The organism is endosymbiont of Ridgeia piscesae (genome assembly GCF_001443665.1).
Classification (GTDB): domain Bacteria; phylum Pseudomonadota; class Gammaproteobacteria; order Chromatiales; family Chromatiaceae; genus Endoriftia; species Endoriftia persephonae.
In genome coordinates this window covers 42,106-62,254 of sequence record NZ_KQ557143.1, presented here as the reverse complement: position 1 = coordinate 62,254, position 20,149 = coordinate 42,106, and the positions used below count along the sequence as shown (strand labels likewise).

General features: G+C 60.6%; 16 protein-coding genes and 1 pseudogene. 11 read left to right on the top strand and 6 right to left on the bottom strand.

Going from position 1 to position 20,149, the window contains the following annotated elements:
* Positions 1–380 precede the first annotated feature (380 nt).
* A complete protein-coding gene (locus Ga0074115_RS12985; RefSeq protein ID WP_057955714.1) occupies positions 381–2,681 on the top strand; it encodes a Tex family protein in 2,301 nt (766 codons plus the stop codon).
* Here Ga0074115_RS12985 and Ga0074115_RS12980 read toward each other — a convergent pair whose 3' ends face one another.
* The 4 genes from Ga0074115_RS12980 to Ga0074115_RS12965 all read right to left on the bottom strand — a co-directional run bounded on the left by Ga0074115_RS12980 (position 2,682) and on the right by Ga0074115_RS12965 (position 7,894).
* Positions 2,682–4,448, bottom strand: coding sequence for an SLC13 family permease (locus Ga0074115_RS12980; protein ID WP_057955713.1), 1,767 nt, complete (start codon positions 4,446–4,448; stop codon positions 2,682–2,684).
* 107 nt (positions 4,449–4,555) lie between these two features.
* Entirely contained in the window at positions 4,556–5,398 is an 843-nt protein-coding gene (nfo, locus tag Ga0074115_RS12975; protein ID WP_057955712.1) for a deoxyribonuclease IV, read from the bottom strand.
* Between the two features lie 171 nt (positions 5,399–5,569).
* Complete coding sequence (locus Ga0074115_RS12970) at positions 5,570–7,345, bottom strand: PAS domain S-box protein (RefSeq protein ID WP_057955711.1); 1,776 nt, start codon at positions 7,343–7,345, stop codon at positions 5,570–5,572.
* A gap of 3 nt (positions 7,346–7,348) precedes the next feature.
* Complete coding sequence (locus Ga0074115_RS12965; RefSeq protein ID WP_057955710.1) at positions 7,349–7,894, bottom strand: heme NO-binding domain-containing protein; 546 nt, start codon at positions 7,892–7,894, stop codon at positions 7,349–7,351.
* Positions 7,895–8,204: 310 nt separating this feature from the next.
* Here Ga0074115_RS12965 and cysZ point away from each other — a divergent pair, with 310 nt between their 5' ends.
* From cysZ to Ga0074115_RS12950, 3 genes are all read left to right on the top strand, one after another.
* Positions 8,205–8,945, top strand: coding sequence for a sulfate transporter CysZ (gene cysZ / locus Ga0074115_RS12960; protein ID WP_057955709.1), 741 nt, complete (start codon positions 8,205–8,207; stop codon positions 8,943–8,945).
* 24 nt (positions 8,946–8,969) lie between these two features.
* Positions 8,970–9,926, top strand: a complete 957-nt coding sequence (locus Ga0074115_RS12955) for a DUF3616 domain-containing protein (RefSeq protein WP_057955708.1) — start codon at positions 8,970–8,972, stop codon at positions 9,924–9,926.
* Between the two features lie 185 nt (positions 9,927–10,111).
* Positions 10,112–12,454 carry a hypothetical protein gene (locus Ga0074115_RS12950; protein WP_057955707.1) on the top strand — a complete coding sequence of 781 codons (2,343 nt, stop codon included), beginning with the start codon at positions 10,112–10,114 and terminating at the stop codon, positions 12,452–12,454.
* A 44-nt stretch (positions 12,455–12,498) separates the two neighbouring features.
* Here Ga0074115_RS12950 and msrB read toward each other — a convergent pair whose 3' ends face one another.
* Both msrB and Ga0074115_RS12940 read right to left on the bottom strand, forming a co-directional pair.
* Positions 12,499–12,903: a peptide-methionine (R)-S-oxide reductase MsrB gene (gene msrB / locus Ga0074115_RS12945; RefSeq protein ID WP_006474801.1), complete on the bottom strand. Its 405-nt coding sequence runs from the start codon at positions 12,901–12,903 to the stop codon at positions 12,499–12,501.
* Between the two features lie 118 nt (positions 12,904–13,021).
* Complete coding sequence (locus Ga0074115_RS12940) at positions 13,022–13,465, bottom strand: Hsp20/alpha crystallin family protein (protein ID WP_057955706.1); 444 nt, start codon at positions 13,463–13,465, stop codon at positions 13,022–13,024.
* Positions 13,466–13,664: 199 nt separating this feature from the next.
* On the opposite strand from Ga0074115_RS12940, the gene Ga0074115_RS12935 reads away from it, so the two are divergent.
* The 7 genes and pseudogenes from Ga0074115_RS12935 to Ga0074115_RS12905 all read left to right on the top strand — a co-directional run.
* Positions 13,665–14,849, top strand: coding sequence for a pyridoxal-phosphate-dependent aminotransferase family protein (locus Ga0074115_RS12935; protein WP_060528596.1), 1,185 nt, complete (start codon positions 13,665–13,667; stop codon positions 14,847–14,849).
* Entirely contained in the window at positions 14,846–15,664 is an 819-nt protein-coding gene (locus Ga0074115_RS12930) for a sulfurtransferase (RefSeq protein WP_057957141.1), read from the top strand. Before Ga0074115_RS12935 ends, Ga0074115_RS12930 begins: the two co-directional genes overlap by 4 nt.
* 6 nt (positions 15,665–15,670) lie before the next feature.
* Entirely contained in the window at positions 15,671–16,495 is an 825-nt protein-coding gene (nei, locus tag Ga0074115_RS12925) for an endonuclease VIII (protein WP_057957140.1), read from the top strand.
* A 63-nt stretch (positions 16,496–16,558) separates the two neighbouring features.
* Entirely contained in the window at positions 16,559–17,143 is a 585-nt protein-coding gene (locus tag Ga0074115_RS12920; RefSeq protein ID WP_057957139.1) for an SCO family protein, read from the top strand.
* Positions 17,144–17,147: 4 nt separating this feature from the next.
* Entirely contained in the window at positions 17,148–18,053 is a 906-nt protein-coding gene (gene asd / locus Ga0074115_RS12915) for an archaetidylserine decarboxylase (protein WP_057957138.1), read from the top strand.
* Positions 18,054–18,204: 151 nt separating this feature from the next.
* The gene (locus Ga0074115_RS12910; RefSeq protein WP_057957137.1) at positions 18,205–18,549 is read left to right on the top strand and encodes a CU044_2847 family protein; all 345 of its coding nucleotides are present in this window, start codon (positions 18,205–18,207) and stop codon (positions 18,547–18,549) included.
* A 261-nt stretch (positions 18,550–18,810) separates the two neighbouring features.
* Positions 18,811–20,100: pseudogene (locus Ga0074115_RS12905) on the top strand (SulP family inorganic anion transporter); the annotation flags it as partial.
* Positions 20,101–20,149 lie beyond the last annotated feature (49 nt).

Sequence of the window (20,149 nt, the reverse complement as noted above, 5' to 3'; positions counted from 1 at the left end):
CAGAGACATTGTGATTTTTCTCTATTGCAAACGGGCGAACCCGACTCGTAATCACGCTGGTGAACAACCATAGCAAACTGGCCGCCACCCCCAACGAGACGTTTCCTTACTAGACATTGCCATCCAACACACGCGTCAACTCTGATCGTTAATGAGCCGCTGAATGAACCTGAGCGAAGCAGATTGGGTTTCAGAATTCATCGATTTGAGGCTCTGATCACACGTAATAGCAGGCTATTGCGAAGATCAGCAACGACAAAGCACGGATTCTAGATCCAATATGCAAGTTCACGATTCGTTCAGAGGCTCCTTAACAAGCTTTTCACTCCCCGTCCGGCGAGGTAGAGTTGCGCGCTTTCCACTCCCGCGTGTCTGACAATATGAATACCATCTTTCGCCGTATAGCCACTGAGTTAAAGGTCACAGTTCAGCGGGTTGATGCCGCCATTAAACTCCTAGACGAGGGCGCTACCGTGCCGTTCATCGCACGCTACCGCAAAGAGGCCACCGGTGGACTTGACGACATCCAGCTACGTCATCTGGAAGAGCGACTCGGCTATCTGCGGGAGCTGGAAGAGCGTCGAGAAACCATCCTTAAGAGCATAAGCGAGCAAGAAAAACTCACCCTGGAGCTGGAACAAGAGATCAGGGCGGCAGAGACCAAGACCCGCCTGGAGGATCTCTACCTTCCCTACAAGCCGAAACGGCGCACCAAGGCGCAGATTGCCCGCGAGGCCGGCCTGGAGCCCCTCGCTCTGGGGCTGCTGCAAGACCCGAATCTCGATCCCGAAGCGACCGCCGCCGACTATATCGATGCCGACAAGGGCGTGCTCGACAGCAAGGCAGCGCTGGACGGCGCACGCCAAATCCTGATAGAGCGCTGTGCCGAAGATGCGACATTGATTGGCCGGCTGCGTGAACAGATGCAGAATAACGGCATACTCAGCTCCCAGGTGGTCAAGGGCAAAGAGCAGGAGGGGAAGAAATTCTCCGACTACTTCGACTACGCGGAGGCGATCGGTAAGATCCCCTCCCACCGCGCCCTGGCGCTATTCCGCGGCCGCAACGAGGGAGTGCTCAACCTGCATCTCGGCAGCGGCGAGGCAGAGGGAGAACCAAGCATCTGCGAAAGCCTCATCGCCGCCTCCCAGGGCATCGCCCAGCAGGGACGCGCCGCCGATGCCTGGCTCACCGAGACTGTGCGCTGGGCCTGGCGGATCAAGCTCTCCCTGAAGCTGGAACTGGAGCTGCTCGCGCAGCTGCGTGAGCGCGCCGAGGAGGAGGCAATCCGGGTCTTCGCCAGCAACCTACACGACCTGCTGCTGGCCGCTCCCGCCGGCCCCAAGGCGACCATCGGCCTCGATCCTGGGCTGCGCACCGGGGTCAAAGTGGCGATGATCGACACCACCGGCAAGGTGGTGGCCACCGACACCATCTACCCGCATGCGCCGAAAAAGCAGTGGGACCGGTCGATTGCCACTCTGGCAGCGATGGCCAAACAATATTCGGCAGAGCTGGTGGCGATCGGCAACGGCACCGCCTCCCGAGAGACCGACAAGCTGACCGCCGAACTGATCAAAAAACATCCGGAACTGAAGCTGCAGAAGCTGATGGTGAGCGAGGCCGGCGCCTCGGTCTACTCCGCCTCGGAGCTCGCCTCCAAAGAGATGCCGGAGCTGGATGTCTCACTGCGTGGCGCAGTCTCCATCGCCCGCCGCCTGCAGGATCCGTTGGCCGAGCTGGTGAAGATCGAACCCAAAGCGATCGGCGTCGGCCAGTACCAGCACGACGTCAACCAGAGCCGCCTCTCCCGCTCCCTGCATGCGGTGGTGGAGGATTGCGTCAACGCCGTCGGGGTCGACCTCAATACCGCCTCGGCGCCGCTGCTGAGCCAGGTCTCCGGCCTCACTCCAAGCCTGGCGGAGAACATCGTGCAGTTTCGCAATCAACACGGCGCCTTTAGCGAGCGCAAGACGCTGCTGAAGGTATCGCGCCTCGGCCCCAAGGCATTCGAGCAGGCGGCGGGCTTTCTGCGGGTGATGAACGGCAGCAATCCCCTCGACAACTCGGCGGTGCATCCTGAGGCCTATCCGGTCGTCAAGCGCATCCTGGAGCAGACCAAGCTGTCGGTGACCTCACTAATCGGCAACCATGAGGCACTGAAGCGGCTGCAACCGGCCGACTTCACCGACGAGCGCTTCGGCCTGCCGACAGTGACCGACATCATCGGTGAACTAGAGAAACCCGGCCGCGACCCACGCCCCGAATTCAAGACCGCCAGTTTCAAAGAGGGAGTGGAGACCCTCAACGACCTGCTGCCCGATATGGTGCTAGAGGGGGTGATTACCAACGTCACCAACTTCGGTGCCTTCGTCGACATCGGCGTGCATCAAGACGGCCTGGTGCACATCTCCCAGCTCGCCGACCGCTTTATTAAAGACCCGCGGGAGGTGGTCAAGGCGGGGGATCTGGTGAAAGTCAAGGTGATGGAGGTGGACTTGGAACGCAAGCGGGTCGGCTTGAGCATGCGGCTGCAGGAACGGGCCGAGCGGGAGCCGCGTCGGGATGGGCGGCAAAAGGCCCCGGCCAACGCCCCGCGCCGCACAAAGCGTGACAACCAACCGCAACCGCAGGCAGGGGGAGCGATGGCTGCAGCCTTCACCAAGGCACGCAAAAAGTAATCAGAACGGCCAGACCAGCGGCACCAGCAGCAGCGTCACCAGCCCCACCAACAGGGTCAGCGGCAATCCGATCCGCAGAAAGTCCTGAAAGCGGTAGCCGCCGGCATTATAGACCATCAGGTTGGTCTGATAGCCGATCGGGGTGGCGAAGGAGGCGGAGGCCGCCACCATGATGGTAATGGCAAAGGGCAGCAGGCTCACCTGCAGCTGCTGGGCCGCTGCCAGGGCGATGGGGAACATCAGCACCGCCGCCACATTGTTGGTGGCCAGGGCGGTCAACAGAGCGGTGATCCCAAACACCAGCGTCAGCGCCAGCCAGGGCTCGCCACCCGCCAGCCCCATCAGCCCCTGGGCGACAAACAGCGCCGCTCCGCTCTGCTGCAGCGCTGCACCGATACCGAAGGAGGTGGCGATCACCACCAGCACCTGCCAGTCGGGGGAACGCCGGGCCACCTGACCGCGGGTGCAACGGGTCAGGATCATCAGCCCCGCCGCCAGCAACGCCCCCTTCAACATGCTGAGCCAGCCCAACCCCACCAGCACGACCATCAACAGCACAATCCCCAGGGCGAGCGGGGCGCGTTCATGTTGCAGCGGGTGCGACTCCCCCACCGGGCTGATCAACAGCCAATCCTGGGCATTGCGCTGCTGTTCCAGAAACGAGGGGCGCGCCTCCAGCAACAGGGTATCCCCCGCCTGCAGCCGCTGATCGCCGAGCTTGCCATCAAGCCGCTCACCGTTGCGCGCCAGGGCGATAATCACCGCATTGTAGCGATTGCGGAAGCGTCCCTCGCGCACCGTGCGCCCCACCAGAGGGTGCCGGCTGGAGACCACCACCTCGATGAAGCGGCGCTCCGGACGCTCATCATTGAGCTTGAAGAGCTGGTTGGTGGCGGGCAACAGGCCGTGGATCCGCTGCAGATCCACCACCGAATCCCGTGCCCCGACAAACAGCAGACGGTCACCCGCCTGCAGCCGCTCTTTCGACGAGACCGCCGGCAGCACGCCTCCCTCCCGTTCGATCTCCGCCAGAAACAGCCTTGGCAGCTGTCGCAGCCCCGCCTCGTCGATTGATCGACCCGGCAGCGGCGAGCCGGCCTCTACCTGCATCTCCACCGTGTAGGCGCGCACATCGGCAAACTCCTCCATCGCCGAGCTGCGGTTGGGCAGCAGCCAGCCCCCCATCAGCAGCACAAACAGCAACACCGCCAGGCTCACCGGCAGACCGATCCAGAGCAGATCGAATAGCGCCAGGCCGCTGCCGGACTGCTCCAGCATCAGACCGTTCACCAGCAGATTGGTACTGCTGCCGATCAGGGTGCAAGTGCCACCGGCGATGCTGGCGAAGCTGAGCGGAATCAATAGTCTGGAGAGCTGCAGGCGATGACGACGAGCCCACTCCTGCAGCGCCGGAATGAACACCGCCACCACCGGGGTATTGTTGAGAAAGGCGCTGAGCGCCGCCACCGGCAGCATCAGCCGCCACTGGGCATGGCGGATGGAGCGGGGCCGACCCAGCAGGGTCTGGCCGATCCAGCCCACCGCGCCAGTCTCGGTCAGGCCGCTGACCACCACGTAGAGCACCGCTACCGTCAGCATCCCTTGGTTGGCAAAGCCCGCCAGCGCCTGCTCGGGGCTAACCACACCGGCGAGCAATAACAAGGTCAACGCGGCACTGGTGATCAGGTCGGGAGAGACCCGGGTGAACGCCATCATGCCAAAGCAGAAGAGCACGCTGGCGAGACTGAAGAGGGCTTCCCAACCCATGATCACCTGTCTGCAATCTATCGTTTACAAAGGGGCTTGTGATAATCGCCTCCACAAAAGGCGATCAACCCTAAGCATAGATGCAGAGCGGGAAGCAGAAACCCCAATCAGGCAATCAGCCCATAGAGGGCCTGGATCTCCTCCGCCCAGAGGGTATCGTCGATGGTCTCCAGCACCATCGGAATATCATCGAAGCGTGGGTCGTTCATGATGTAGCGGAAGCATTCCCAGCCAATCTTGCCTTGCCCCAGGCTGTGGTGGCGATCAACCCGCTGGCCCAGCTCCGGCTTGCTGTCGTTGATGTGCATGCCGCGCAGATAATCGAAACCAACGATGCGCTCGAACTCAGCGAAGCTCGCCTCGCAGGCCTCGGCGGTGCGCAGATCGTAGCCGGCAACAAAGGTGTGGCAGGTGTCGAGACAGACACCGACCCGGGATTTATCCTCCACCCTGTCGATGATCTGCGCCAGGTGCTCGAAGCGGTAACCCAGGGTGGAGCCCTGGCCGGCGGTATTTTCGATCACCGCCGTCACCCCCTCGGTCTGCGCCAGGGCGATGTTGATCGACTCAGCGACCCGCTCCAGGCTCGCCGGCTCGTCGATCTTGCGCAGGGTCGCACCTGGGTGGAAGTTGAGTAGCTTGAGGCCAAGCTGCTGACAACGCTGTATCTCATCGATAAAGGCGTTGCGCGACTTCTCCAGCCCCTCCGGCTCCGGGTGGCCCAGGTTGATCAGGTAGCTGTCGTGGGGTAGCACCTGCGCCGGATTGATACCGACCTGCTGCAGGTTCTGCTGAAAACCCTCGATCACCTCATCAGTCAGCGGCTTGGCACGCCACTGGCGTTGGTTCTTGGTGAACAGGGCAAACGCCTTGGCGCCGATCTTCCCAGCATTCAACGGGGCATTCTGCACACCGCCAGAGGCACTCACATGGGCACCGACATATTTCATCTTTGATTCTGCTCTCTGCTGCAAAAATGGCCGCGCATTCTAACCATAAAAGTGTGAGAAAGCCTTAAGGAGACTCTTCTACTTTGTCAGATTCACCTGGAGCCAGGCTTGGTGGGGCGATCCGTGGGTATCTACGGCAGGGATGCCGCAGCCAAACCCACAGGGATGGGTTCACGGCGCATCGTTTTTCTGTCCAGTTTTACCGTCGATGGGCAGACGAATGATAAAGGTGGTGCCTTCCCCTACGCTGGAATCCACCTCTATGGTTCCGTTGTGTTTATCCACCACCGCAGAGTAGGTGATCGACAAGCCCTGGCCCGTTCCCTTACCCACCCCCTTGGTCGTGAAAAAGGGGTCGAATATGCGTGGCAGTATCTCTTCCGGGATGCCCCCTCCATTATCACTGATGCTGATCTCGGCATAATCGCCCCTCTTGCGGGTGGCGATCCGGATGAACCCTTTCTCATCTGGGCATTCCTTGCGCCTATCGGCGATGGCGTGGGCGGCGTTGACGATGATGTTCAGAATGGCCTGGTTGATCTCCCCGGGAAGGCAGCGGACCGCAGGAAGTTCAGGGTCAAACACGGTCTCCAGCTCAGCGTGGTATTTCCACTCATTGCGAGACACATCGATAGTGCTCTGAATGGCGCTATTGAGGTCTACAAAGGTCTTCTCCTCTACGCCGGGATGAGAGAACTCCTTCATCGCCCGCACAATCTTGGTGACGCGTTCAAGCCCGCCCAGGGTCTGCTCAACCGCCAGGGGGATCTCCTCTTTCAGGTAATCGATTTCGATCGTCTCAGCCTGCGCAGCGGCCTCGGCGACCAGCTGCGCCGCTAGCGGGTCACCGCTAGTCAGTGCTGCGATGCTGCGTTCCTGCAGGGAGACGAGTTTGATGATATCCGCATAGGCATCCTGCAAAAAACGGGTGTTGTCGCTGGCATACTGGGTCGGGGTATTGATCTCATGGGCGATGCCGGCGGCGAGTTGGCCGATGGCCTCCAACTTCTGGGCGTTGTGCAGTTGGATCTCCATCTTCTGCCGCTCCCGTTCGGCCTCTATACGTTCCGTGATGTCACGGAAGGAGATGACTGCTCCCACTATTCTCTCTTCTTCCCATATCGGTCGGCTGACGTATTCCACTGGAAGGGATGTGCCGTCCTTGCACCAGAACAGATCTTCCAGGATGGTGTTTCCCTTGCCTTCTCGGAACGTCGTGTAGATGGGGCACTCCTCAGCGAGGTGGCGTGAGCCGTTGTTGTGGGTATGGTGCATCAACTCGTGACTGTGCTGCCCGATCAGCTCCTGCTGGCTCCATCCCAGCATCTTGCTGGCCGCGGAGTTGATAAAGGTAAAATTTCCCTCGCAGTCTACGCCAAAGATCCCCTCAACCACCGTTTCCAGAATCAACTGGATCTGCCGATTGGTCATTTCCAGTCTCTTCTCCGCCTGTTTTCGTTCCGTAATGTCACGTACAACGGCGATGACGATTCGCTCGGTTCCAGGGTGAGCGATACTGGTCGTCAATTCGGCCGGAAACACCGATCCGTCCTTCCTGCGCCCCTGCGTCTCATGACTCAGGCTCAGGAGCGGTTCGGTTTTCTCCAAATCGGACTTGGCGAAAGGGCAGTTCAGAAGCTCTTCGGGCAACAGTGTGTTTATGCACTTTCCGGAGATCTCGTCCGGCGTGTAACCGAACATTGATTGCGCCGCCCGGTTGAGAAACTGCACTGCACCGCCTTCATCGGTGGTGATAACCCCCTCGGCGGCCGCCTCCAGGATGGAGCGACTCCACTCCTCCTTGTGCGTCAGGCTAGCCGCCAGCTCAACCAATTCGTTATTCATCTGGAAGAGTTCTAGGCTTTTCTCCTCCAGCAGGCGCTCCGCCTCATGGCGGGCCTTGCGCTCACGCTGCCAGCGGTGTTCCAGACGAGTCAGTTCATCCATTCGTTACACCTGGCGGGTCAGCAGAAAACGGATGGAGGTTCCCTCTTCCACCAGCAACTCTTCCCGTTCAATGGAGAGGGTATCGCCGAAGTGGGCGGCACATCCCTCAATTAGCCCGTGCGCCAGATCCCCCAGCGGCCGCTTTGAGTGATAGATCAGTTCCAGTTGGTTTGCCGACGGGGAGCAGTGCTCGAAGGTCGGCAGCTCGGCATCTGGGTAGAGTTTTCTCACCTCGACATGAATGTAATTCTCAATCAGCTGTAAGAAATCCAGGCTTGAGTCGATTCCTTCCAGGAACTGGGGATAGGCGCCAGCCAAGATGCCAAACAGGTGACAGCCAAAGGAACGAACCAGGTCCGGAACTGGTGTGCCGGATTTTTCGCTCAATGCGGTCACCAGTTGCAGCATCTCCCTGTGATCGTAGGTGCCCACCGAGGTATATGCCCCCCCTGACGGGAGATCGGAGGACTCGATGATGTCATCTGCCATCTCCGGCGAAAAACACTCCTCTACGAACTCGATGAACTTGGAAAATACAATGCCCTTCATGCGCGGTCTCCTTATTGGCACTTACTGCCATATCTGGCGTCATCCGCCATTAATGAGCCTCGGATCAAGTCATGAACTCGTATCTTACGCTCAGAATATCCAGGTTCTGCGTTGCAAATCTTTGTAATAGCTAGCTATTTCGTACGATTTGCGCCTTGAATCTGGATATTCTGAATCACAATCGACTTCGCCCAGACTTTATCAGAGGCTCATTAAGGACATTCGGCACAACTGACGGGAAGTTTACAGGCACACGGCAGAAACCGTCGCATTTGCTACCATAGGCGTTTTCAATTGAAGATCCTCAACCATGGTAAACAACCCCCTCTCCGGCGCCGGCTATCTGCTGCGCGGCCTCAGTCTGATCAGCAAACCGGGGCTGCGCCCGTTTGTGCTGATCCCGCTGCTGGTCAACATCCTGGTCTTCAGCCTGCTGATCTGGTTCGGCATCGACCAGTTCGAGCTATTGATGGAGCGCTTTCTGCCGGCGGAGGATAGCTGGCTCTTCTGGCTACGCTGGCTGCTCTGGCCGCTGTTTGCCATCGCCCTGGTGCTGGTAGTCTTCTACACCTTCACGGTGATCGCCAACCTGATCGCCGCCCCCTTCAACGGCCTGCTGGCAGAGAAGGTTGAGCGTTTCATCGGCGGCGAGCTGCCCCAGGAGCCCGCTGGCATCGGCCAGGTGATGAAGGATATCCTCCCCTCCATCGCCTCCGAGCTGCGCAAGATGGGCTACTTTCTGCTGCGCGCGATTCCACTGCTAATCCTGTTTCTGATCCCAGTGATCAACATCGCTGCGCCATTCCTGTGGATCGCCTTCACCTCCTGGTTTCTGGCACTGGAGTATGGCGACTATCCAATGGCCAACCACGGCCTGCGTTTCAAACAGCAGCACCGCCGCCTCAAGCAGGCGCGCTTCACCTCGCTGGCGTTTGGCGGCAGCCTGACCCTGCTGATGATGGTGCCGATCCTCAACTTTGTCGCGATGCCGGCGGCAGTGGCGGGAGCCACCCTGCTCTGGTCCGAACGGCTCAAGCAGCTCTCCGACTGACCCCGTATCAGAGGCGCATCCGGCATGTTCAATATCGCGGTCAATCAGCTCAAGTCACCGGCGGACATCAGCGCCATCGGGCGTCATCAAGGGCTGCTGCTGATCGGCTCCGATGAGGCCAGCGGCGAGCGGCGCAACGAAAATTATCTGCAGCTGTTTCGTGCCGATGGCCAGGGCCACTATCAGCTGGCCCGCAATATCCTGCTGTATAAGGGTTCCAGGAAAAAGGGCCGGGAGCTGGACATCGAAGGCATCGCCTCCGATGGTGAATCGATCTATGTGATCGGCTCCCACTCGCTGAAACGCAAGCAACTCAACCCAGCCAAAAGCCATAAAAAGAACCTGAAGCGACTACATGGGAAGTCGATCATCCATGAAAAGAGTCGCGACCAGCTGTTCCGGCTGCGCATCAACAGCCAGGGTAATATTGAATCGAAGCAGCGTATCAGCCTCAGAAAACTGCTGCGGCGGGACCCAGTGCTGCAGCCATTCAGCGCCATTCCCGGCAAAGAGAACGGTGTCGACATCGAGGGAATCGCAGTGCGCGATGGCTGGCTTTACGCCGCCTTCCGCGGGCCGGTGTTGCGCGACGGGCTGGTGCCGATCCTGCGGTTTCGTTTCGATGATCCGCAATCAGACTATGAACTGCGCTTCGTCACTCTGGGCGGCCTCGGCTGCCGCGAGATCACACGGGTCAGCGACGGCTTCCTGATCCTTGCCGGTCCCAATGGCAAGGGACCAGGGGATTACCGGATCTTCCACTGGGATGGCAGAGACACGCTGCCAGGCGCCGATCGACCGCAGAGTGGACAGGGAAAGATCCGCCTGCTGCACAAGCTCGAACCGCCTGCCGGCGGCAAGGCCGAGGGCCTGGCTCTGCTCGATGAGAGTGAGCAGGATTACCACCTGCTGGTCGCCTTTGATGGGATCAGCCACGCGAATATCCACTCACTTGTCATCCCAAAAAACCTATCGACTTAGACCCCGCACTCACCAACCTGTATACCCCTGCGCTGAAATAGACTTCTGTCGTAACGCAGCTGCTCCATCACAATCCTCACTCAATCCCGGCTTCAGGTTTTCTCCAACGCGCCGATGTCTCAATCAGTTCGGGTCCACGAACTGAAGATGGGAGAGATGTTCTTGTTTGCCAATGGAGACGACAAATGAACCAGTTTTTACATCGATATGGTGCGTTGTTTACCCTCTCAACGCCTCTGATACTCACAGCCTGTGGCGGTGGCGGGAGCACAGAGACCACCACTAGCGAAGCGATTTCCGGCCTTGAACTGCCGGAACGAGTGGACGTGGTGGCCGCAGAGTCGAGCAGCGCCCGATCTGCCGCCGCGCGCTTCGCCGGTCGCGGCGAGCTTGGCCTGAGATTTGACGATGCCGGCAGTGACTACGCCAACGCCAGTACCGATATCCATACCTACCACCCGGCCATCGAGCCGGTGAATACCGCCAACGAGATCCTCTGCTTCATCTCGCAGATGCGCGCCGACCAGTTTGTGGACCAAGGAGCCTACATCGCCCTGGTGGATGATGATGAATGCTCCCAGGGTGAATCGGGCGCCAGCAGCCAGAATCAGTCCAGCGGGCAAAATGCTACCAACTACACCGAGGTGATTATCGATTCAACTCGCGCCTCCAATGAGGATCCGATGATCGTCAACGTCTGGATCCCGGAGATGGAGGGCCCAGGCAACAGCAGCATGCTGATCAAGGCCCGTGCCGAGGTCACCGCCGAGCCCAGCGCTACCAACCCGATGGGTGAGTTTCAACTCACCTGGCAGATGATAGACTCATCAGGCGCCAGCTTCGGTAGCGGCGAGATATCTACCGCCGGAGTGAGCAGCGGGCTCAACGGCTTCACCTTCTTCGAGTCGATGGAGGATGACTTTGGCTTCGGGCCGATGCAGATCGAACGCGCCGCCTCGGTAGAGATGCAGGGCGAAACCACTGGTCAGGCGATCACCCGCACCGCCATGACCCCCGATCCCGGCGGCGAAAACGCCACCTACCGCCTCAGCTACGATGCCGACTTCATCATCGGTAGCCAAGACAGCCTAACCCCACAGGTCTGCCTCGACCGTAACAACATCGACGAAACAGTCTGGAGCTACGATCTGTTCGACTACACAAGCGGCGCCACGCTTAGTCTCAATTCGGGGCTCTCCTTCACCTACGATGGCAAGTACGGCCATGTGGGTTATTGGGGCCTCTGGTATGAGGATGAATCGGCCAATCTGGATGGCGCGACCATCTCTGTATTCGACTACAGCAGCGACACCCAGACCGATTATACCCTGCAGCAGACCCCCGGCCGGTTGATCCGCAACGAGGTCAAGAGTCTGGCCATCAGCGCCCTGGATGGCATCCAGTTCGAGTTCCACGACGAGCAAAATCCACTACCAAACAATGCCGATGGCGCCTGGCTGGTGGAGTATTTCACCGTCAGCGATGGGGTAGCCAGCGACGGCTTCTACCGCACCGGCTACCAGATCTGGCAGCAGGACGCACCGCCCGTTGTCAGCAACCTCGATGCACCAGTTTTGGTCAGCTTCTCGCCAGGACAGAACACCCTGCATATGTGGTCGAGTCAGCTCGGCGGCAGCGTACGCTTTGTGCAGGGCGACAACGAGATCACCTATGATGAGCAGACCATCATGAACGGCAGCGAGACCGGCGCCGGCGAACTCTTCGCCTCTGGCGGCAGCGCCACCCTCTACTGCCTCGACCGCTGCCTGGTGCCGGGTTCACCGATGAGCACCAGCAATCCCAACTCGGTGGCCGAGGCGGTCGCCTACAGCATCAACAACGACAGCAGCGCTGCCAACTTCCTCACCCTGGTCCACAATGCCTCCGGCAACCCGGTGGATGGCACCGACCCAGCCAACCTGCCCGCCGGCAGCGAGTGGGGGATCGACACCGGCGCGATGCTCACCGACACCTCAGCACTGGCCAACGTCTGGGATGTCTACGAGCTACCGGAAGACTCGGTCTACTACACCTGGGAGACCGGCCCCAACAATTGGAACCGCACCACCACGGTGTTTGACTCACTCGGTGTCGTGCAGAGCTTCGACAAGCCGATCGAGTTCACCTACACCCACAGCGACGCCAATGACCGCAGCGGCAGCGCGGTGCACGACACCACCGACTACGCGGGTCAGACCTTCCGCCTCAACTATGGTGGCAGCGGCGATTTCTGGGGTATTCCGGAGGAATCGATCGACACCGATGGCAATGGCAACCCGGATCGTTGGACGCGGGCCTTCGCCATCGCCGATGGGGTGCAGATGGGTCCGAACGGCACCGAGTATGCGATCAAGGCACGGAATGTGGAGCAGACCTTCGTCGAGGTCGCCATGAGCAACTGCAGCGCGCTCAGCCTGACCGAGCCTGCCACCGCCCTGCCAAGTACAGTCAGCGGAACGCTCAACGACCTGCCGGTACCGACAGTGACTTCAGCACCCAAGGTAATCGGCGGCGAGATCCAAGAGTAACCACCATCGCCCTCCCCTCAGCAACGGCCCTTCGGGGCCGTTTTTTATGGCGGTGACTCAGGCTTGAAGTCGAGGGAAACCGAGTTGATGCAGTAGCGCAACCCGGTGGGAGGCGGGCCGTCGGAGAAGACGTGGCCCAAGTGCGCATCGCAGTGGCCACACAGCACCTCCACCCGCAGCATGCCATGGCTGTTATCCGCATGCTCCGTCACCGCATCCGCAGAGACCGGCTGAAAATAGCTCGGCCAGCCGCTGCCGGAATCAAACTTGGCAGAGGCGTCGAACAGCTCATTGCCGCAGCAACTGCAGCTGTAAACACCCGCTTCATGATGATTGTAGAATTTGCCGGTAAAGGGCGCCTCCGTCCCCTGACAACGGCAGACCCGATACTGCTCCGGGCTCAGCTGTTGCTGCCAGTCGGCATCCGATTTTGCGATCTTCTCTGACACCTTCAACTCCTCCCGGCCAGGCTTTTGAGGTTCAACCCCACCATAGACAAACGCCGCCCGACAGAAAACCACCAATCAGGGTGGCTTTCTGTCAGCGCGGCGTGTCAGAGAGTGAAACTCAGTGAGTGATCTTGATCCGGCGTGGCTGCGCCTCCGCCTTCTTGGCGATCACGATCTCCAGCACCCCATGCTCTGAGGCCGCACTGATCGTCGACTCATCAGCCGTCTCCGGCAATTTGAAGCTACGGCTGAAGCTGCCTGCAACCCGCTCGCGCCGAGTGTAACTGGCCGCCTCTTCCTCCACCTTGCGCAGGCTGCGCTCTCCGGAAACCGTCAGAATCCCCTTCTCGACCTGGATCTCCAGCGTGTTGGGATCGACACCGGGCAGATCCATGCTCAGGACAAAGCGCTCCTGCTGTTCGAGGATATCCACCGACGGCTGCCAACGGGATACCGTCCCGGCGGTAGCAACCTGTGCCCGCTTGTGCTCCGCGGCCAAGCGCCCCATCTCGCGGGTCATCTGATTGAGCATGGCAAGAGGCTGATAGTGCATGTAAGTCATCGTCACATCTCCTGGATGGTGTAATTCACTGATGTGTCCAAAATTGGGTCCCACCCGTTTTTTTCAAGGCGCACCCAGATGCCTCTTAACCACGCCGGCAACAGGGGAGTGATCCCTTGCAGCGACACAAAACGCGCACATATACTCGGCCGCCATAGACTCAACCCCTTTTCCATTGACTTCACCAGGCATCCACACCATGGCCACACCCGCTTTCAACCCCCCCGTACGTACCCTAATGGGCCCCGGCCCCTCCGATGTGCACCCGCGCATCCTGGAGGCGATGTCGCGCTCCACCATCGGTCATCTCGACCCGCTCTTCATCGAGATGATGGAGCAGACCAAGAGCATGCTGCAGTACGCCTTCCAGACCGAAAACGCGCTAACCATGCCGGTCTCCGCCCCCGGTTCCGCCGGCATGGAGACCTGCTTCGCCAACCTGGTGGAGCCTGGTGACAAGGTGATCGTCTGCCAGAACGGCGTATTCGGCGGTCGCATGAAAGAGAACGTAGAGCGCTGCGGCGGCACCCCGATGATGGTCGAGGATGAGTGGGGCCGGGCAGTCGACCCGCAGAAGCTAGAGGATGCGCTGAAGGCCAATCCGGATGCGAAGATCGTCGCTTTCGTGCACGCTGAGACCTCCACCGGCGCCCAGTCAGACGCCGCCGAGCTGGTCGCCCTAGCCCACCAACACGACTGCCTAACCATCGTCGACGCCGTCACCTCGCTGGGCGGTACCCCGGTGAAGGTGGACGAATGGGACATAGACGCCATCTACTCCGGCACCCAGAAGTGCCTCTCCTGCACCCCCGGCCTCTCTCCAATCAGCTTCAACGAACGCGCCTTGGAGAAGATACGCAACCGCCAGAGCACCGTGCAAAGCTGGTTCCTCGACCTGAATCTGGTAATGGGCTACTGGGGCAGCGGCGCCAAACGTGCCTACCACCACACCGCACCGATCAACGCCCTCTACGGCCTACATGAGGCACTGCGCATTCTCGAAGCGGAGGGTCTGGAGAACGCCTGGGCACGCCATCGCAGAATGCACAACGCCCTCAAGGCAGGGCTGGAGGCGATGGGACTCTCATTCGTGGTCGATGAAGCTCACCGGCTGCCACAACTGAACGCCGTCACCATCCCCGAGGGAGTGGACGACGCCGCGGTGCGCGACCGCCTGCTCAACGAGTTCAATCTGGAGATCGGCGCCGGGCTCGGCGCGCTGGCCGGCAAAGTCTGGCGCATCGGCCTGATGGGCCACGCCGCCCGAGCCGAGAACGTGCTCCTCTGCGTCAGCGCCCTAGAGGCGGTGCTCAACGAAAGAGGCGCACCGATCAACAGCGGCGTCGCACTCTCAGCAGTACAGAAAGTGCTGGCAGCCCGATGAGCGCCATCGACCTGCCCCTGGTCTGCGAACCGGACCAGCTCGAACCGCAACTCGGCAGCGAGGGGCTGCTGATAGTCGCGGTCTGCAAGGAGACTACCTACCGGCAAATGCACATCCCCGGCGCGATCCATCTGCAGTACGGGCGGTTCGTCGCCGGGCGCAAGCCAACCTTCGGGCTGCTGCCGGAAACGGCTCAGCTGGAACAGGTTTTCAGTGCCCACGGCATCGGCAACCAGACCCATGTGGTGGCCTACGACGACGAGGGGGGTGGCAACGCCTCACGCCTACTCTGGACCTTGGCAGCGATGGGGCACGAACGATTCTCCCTGCTCAACGGTGGTCTGCACGCCTGGAGCAACGAGCAACACCCGGTCGAGCAAAATCCGGTCACGCCGCCCTCCGCCCTGTTTAAAGCCACCACCACCCCCGAAGTGGTAGCAGAGGCCGACTACATCAGCAGCCGCCTGGGCAACCCAGACCTCGCCCTGTGGGACGCCCGCAACAGCGACGAGTACAGCGGCCGCAAGCGCTTCTCCCAGTTCGGCGGCCACATCCCGGGAGCCGCCAACCTGGACTGGCTGGAGCTGATGGACCGCAGCCGCAACCTACGTCTCAGACCGGAGAGTGAGCTACGGAGCATGCTGGAGGGCCTCGGCATCAGCAGCGACAAGGAGGTAGTCGCTTACTGCCAGACCCACCACCGCTCCTCGCTCGCTTGGTTGGTACTGAAACATCTGGGCTATAAGCAGGCGAAAGGCTATCCCGGCTCTTGGTCCGACTGGGGCAACCGGGACGACCTGCCGATCGAAAGCTGACCCGGCATGCCAGAGGGACCAGAGATCCGCCGCGCCGCCGATGCCGTTGAGTCGATACTCAAGGGCCGAATCGCCAGCGAAGTCTGGTTCGGCCTGCCCCGCCTGCAACCATTCGCTGCCACACTGACAGGGCAACGTGTGCTGCGTATCGACACCCACGGCAAGGCGATGCTAACCCGCTTCGACAACGGCCTGACCCTCTACAGCCACAACCAGCTCTATGGCCGCTGGCACTGTGTGCAGCGCGGCGAGCGCCCTGAGACTCGCCGCCAGCTGCGCCTGCGCATCTCCACCGAAAGTCACGACGCGCTGCTCTACAGCGCCTCGGAGATCGACGTACTCAACGACCAGGAACTGCTCAGCCACCCGTTTCTCAGCCGGCTGGGGCCCGATCTGCTGGCCCCCACGCTCGACGTCAAAACCGTGCTGGCGCAGCTCGAATCCCGCCAGTTCCGCAACCGCCGCCTGGGCAGCATTCTCACCGACCAGGGCTTTCTCGCCGGCATCGGCAACTATCTGCGCTGCGAGATCCTATTCCACGCCGCTCTGCACCCAACCAGCAAACCCAGTCAGTGCCGCCCCGAACAACTCGCCCGGCTGGCAGCGGCGATCATCCACCTACCTCGCCAATCTTATGAAACCGGCGGTATTACTAACGACCTCGAGCGGGCAGAGCAGCTGATGGCAGCCGGCAGCAACTTCGAGAGCGCCCGTTTCCAGCTCTTCCGCCGCGAGGGCCTGGCCTGCTACCGTTGCTCTAGCCGCATCGTCAAAATCAACCAGGGCGGGCAGCCCTGCTACCTCTGCCCCAACTGCCAGACCGCAGTCTGAATCATCACATCCGAGCCGGTTTGGATTAAACTGCCCCGACCCAGTTAAACATCCACCCAGCCGATGCCAAAACGTCCAAGCTCCAAACAACGCCGCTTTGTCTTCCTTACCCTGAGCCTGATCGTCTTCGGCATGGCCTACTACACCGGCAACCGCTACTCCGACAACACTCTGCCGGCGATCGCCGGGGTGCTACTGCGACCGCCCCATCCACTGCCTGAGTTTCAGCTCTCCAGTCGCGACGACACACGCTTCGACCAAAGCCAACTGGAAGGCAGCTGGAGCCTACTCAGCTTCGCGGAGCAAACAGCCCAGCCCAGCCCCCTGCTGCGCCTAACCCAGGTCCACAATCGCTTCAGCGCCGAGCCGGAGCTGCAACAGCAACTCCGCTTCATTTACATCGATAATGGCAGCGACCCGGCCCGGCATGTGATGCTCGAACAGATCGGAGAGCGCTTCCTCATTCTGCAGGGCGACCCGGCGACCCTACAGGAAATGCGCGCCCGCTTCGGCGCAACCCAGGGTGAGGAAGAGGCTCCGCTGTTTCTGATCGGACCGGGTGGCCGCATCCATGCCCTGTTTACCTCCTTCCAGGAAGGGGCTAGCATCGCTGCGGATATCAAGACCCTGATCAACCACTACCGGTAACCTCATGCGCGAAGAACCCTCCCGCCGCTTCACTAAAAACCCCCTCGACTATCTCTTTATCAGCCTGCAATACCTGCTGCCACATCACCTGATATCGGCGCTGACCTACCGTATCACCCGCATCGAGATAAAACCGTTCAAGGATTGGCTGATCCGCAATATCATCAAACTCTACCGGGTCGAGATGGAGGAGGCACTAGAGCCCGATCCAAGCCGCTACCGTAGCTTCAACCACTTCTTCACCCGCGTCCTGCGCCCCGATGTCCGTCCGGTAGCTGAGGCCCCGGAGGCGATCGCCTGCCCTGCCGATGGCGCGCTAAGCCAGTGTGGTGACATCGAAGAGGGCTACATCTTCCAGGCCAAGGGGCGCGACTACTCGCTGCTGGAACTGCTCGGCGGCGACCCCCAGTGGAGTGAGCGCTTCGAAGAGGGCAACTTCGCCACCATCTACCTCTCGCCACGCGACTACCACCGGGTGCACATGCCATTCAGCGGAACCTTGCAGCGAATGATCCACGTGCCCGGTCGGCTGTTCAGCGTCAACGCCACCACCGCGCGCATGGTGCCACGGCTGTTCGCCCGCAACGAACGGGTGGTCTGTCTGTTCGAGACCGAGATCGGGCCGATGGCGATGATCCTGGTGGGAGCGATCAACGTCGCCAGCATCGACACCGTCTGGGCCGGCACCGTCACCCCCCGCTCCCACCAAGCCAGCCATTGGGACTACACCCCCGAGTCAGAGGCGTCCGAGCCGATCAGCCTGCAGAAGGGCGAGGAGATGGGCCGCTTCAACATGGGCTCCACAGTGATCCTGCTGTTTGGCAAAGATGCGACAGAGTGGGTGGAGGAGCTAGAACCCGGCATGCCGCTGAAGATGGGGCAGCAGATCGCCACCATCACCCCGGTCTGAACACACTGCTGATCCTCGCGTAGGAACGCCGCTGGCGGCACGAACCCTCCCCCCCGAACATTCGCACCGCAAGCGGTGCCCCCCATTAGGAATTTCATTCCGCAGGCGCAGATGGAATAATCGGCACCGAATCCACAAAAAGGAGTTAGGAATGGAAAAGATCGCCCCGATCAGACTAGCCGATGGCCGCCTCATCATGGTGGAGATGGAACAGGGTGATCTCGCCCTGCCGGGCAGCGGGGCCGCCCCCACCGGCCTGCCGGTAGGCGCCGAAGCCACCGAACTCAGCGACAATATCAGCAGCGCCATCGGTCTGCTGCGCAACCAGATCAGCGCGGTGGCCGATACTGTACAGGAGGCGCTGGTCAGCAACCGTCCTGACGAGCTGAAGGTAGAGCTGACCATCGGCTTCAAGGGCGAGAGCCAGCCGATCCCAGTGATCCTCGCCGGCGCGGCGAGCGGCGGGCTGAAGATCACTGCCAGTTGGAAACGGTAGACCTAGGCCGCCCCAGCCTGCCCTGGACGCTGAGAAGGGTAGCTGGGGTTGAGTTATAATTACACTCAACCCATCCCCAAATGATCCGATCGTAGGAGTGTCGCTTGCGGCGCGAACGCACCATCTGCCGAGCATTCGCACCACAAGCGCTGCCTCTACAGACTTGCAGGAAAACAGGATCTCGTGCCAGGCTCTATCTGTAGACATATAAGAGTTTTCTGATAGACTCTCCGCCTCTTTCTATCCCATTAGAGGTACTCCATGTTTCAGCTCACCTGCCCTGGCAGACAGTGCGTGAAAAACGACACTCTCTCCGGCCTGACTGTCGCGCTGGCGCTGGTTCCAGAAGCCATCGCCTTCGCGTTTGTCGCCGGGGTGGAGCCACTGGTGGGCCTTTATGCCGCCTTCATGATGGGCATCATCACCTCGATCATCGGCGGCCGGCCTGGCATGATCTCCGGCGCCACCGGGGCGATGGCAGTGGTGATGGTCTCGCTGGTGGCGCAACATGGCGTCGAATACCTGTTCGCAGCGGTGCTACTGGCGGGTCTGATCCAGATCCTCTCCGGGGTGTTACGGCTCGGCAAGTTCATCCGCATGGTGCCGTACCCGGTGATGCTGGGCTTCGTCAACGGCCTGGCGATCGTGATCTTTCTCGCCCAGTTGCAGCAGTTTCAGGTAGCCGACGCGGGCGGCAACCTGGTCTGGATGAGCGGCGAGCCGCTGCTGATCATGCTCGGGCTGGTGGTGCTGACGATGGCGATCATCCACTTTCTGCCAAAGCTGACCAGCGCGCTACCTGCCTCGCTGGTGGCGATCGTCAGCGTCACCCTGCTGGTCTTCTATCTGGATTTGGACGCCCGCACTGTGCAGGGCGTGTTGGCCGACATGTCCGGCAATCCGCAGGCCACCATCGCCGGCGGCCTACCTGAATTCCATATCCCGATGGTGCCGTTCAGCTTCGAGACTCTCTACATCATCCTGCCCTACGCCGTGATCCTCGCTGCGGTGGGGCTGATCGAGTCGTTGCTGACCCTGAGCCTGATCGATGAGCTGACCGAGTCCCGTGGCCGTGGCAACAAGGAGTGTATCGGCCAAGGCGTGGCGAATACGGTAAACGGTCTGTTCGGTGGCATGGGCGGCTGCGCGATGATCGGTCAGAGCATGATCAACATCAACTCCGGCGGTCGTGGCCGTCTCTCCGGCATCTCCGCCGCACTGTTCCTGCTCACTTTCATCCTGGTCGGCTCCAGTCTGATCGAGATGATCCCGGTGGCAGCGCTGGTCGGCGTGATGTTTATCGTGGTGCTCGGCACCTTCGAGTGGGCCAGCTTCCGCCTGCTCGGCAAGATCCCACTGGCTGACACCTTCGTCGGCATCCTGGTAGCGGTGGTGACGGTGCTCACCGACTTGGCGATCGCCGTGATCGTCGGTGTCATCGTCTCCGCACTGGTGTTCGCCTGGGAGCATGCCAAACATATCTACGCCAAGACCTATGTCGACAAGTACGGTATTAATCGTTCCGAAAGTATTGGCAGTCTATTTTTGAACTTGCCAAAATATACTTTGTATCTGACATGCGGAAGAAACTCTTAATCAG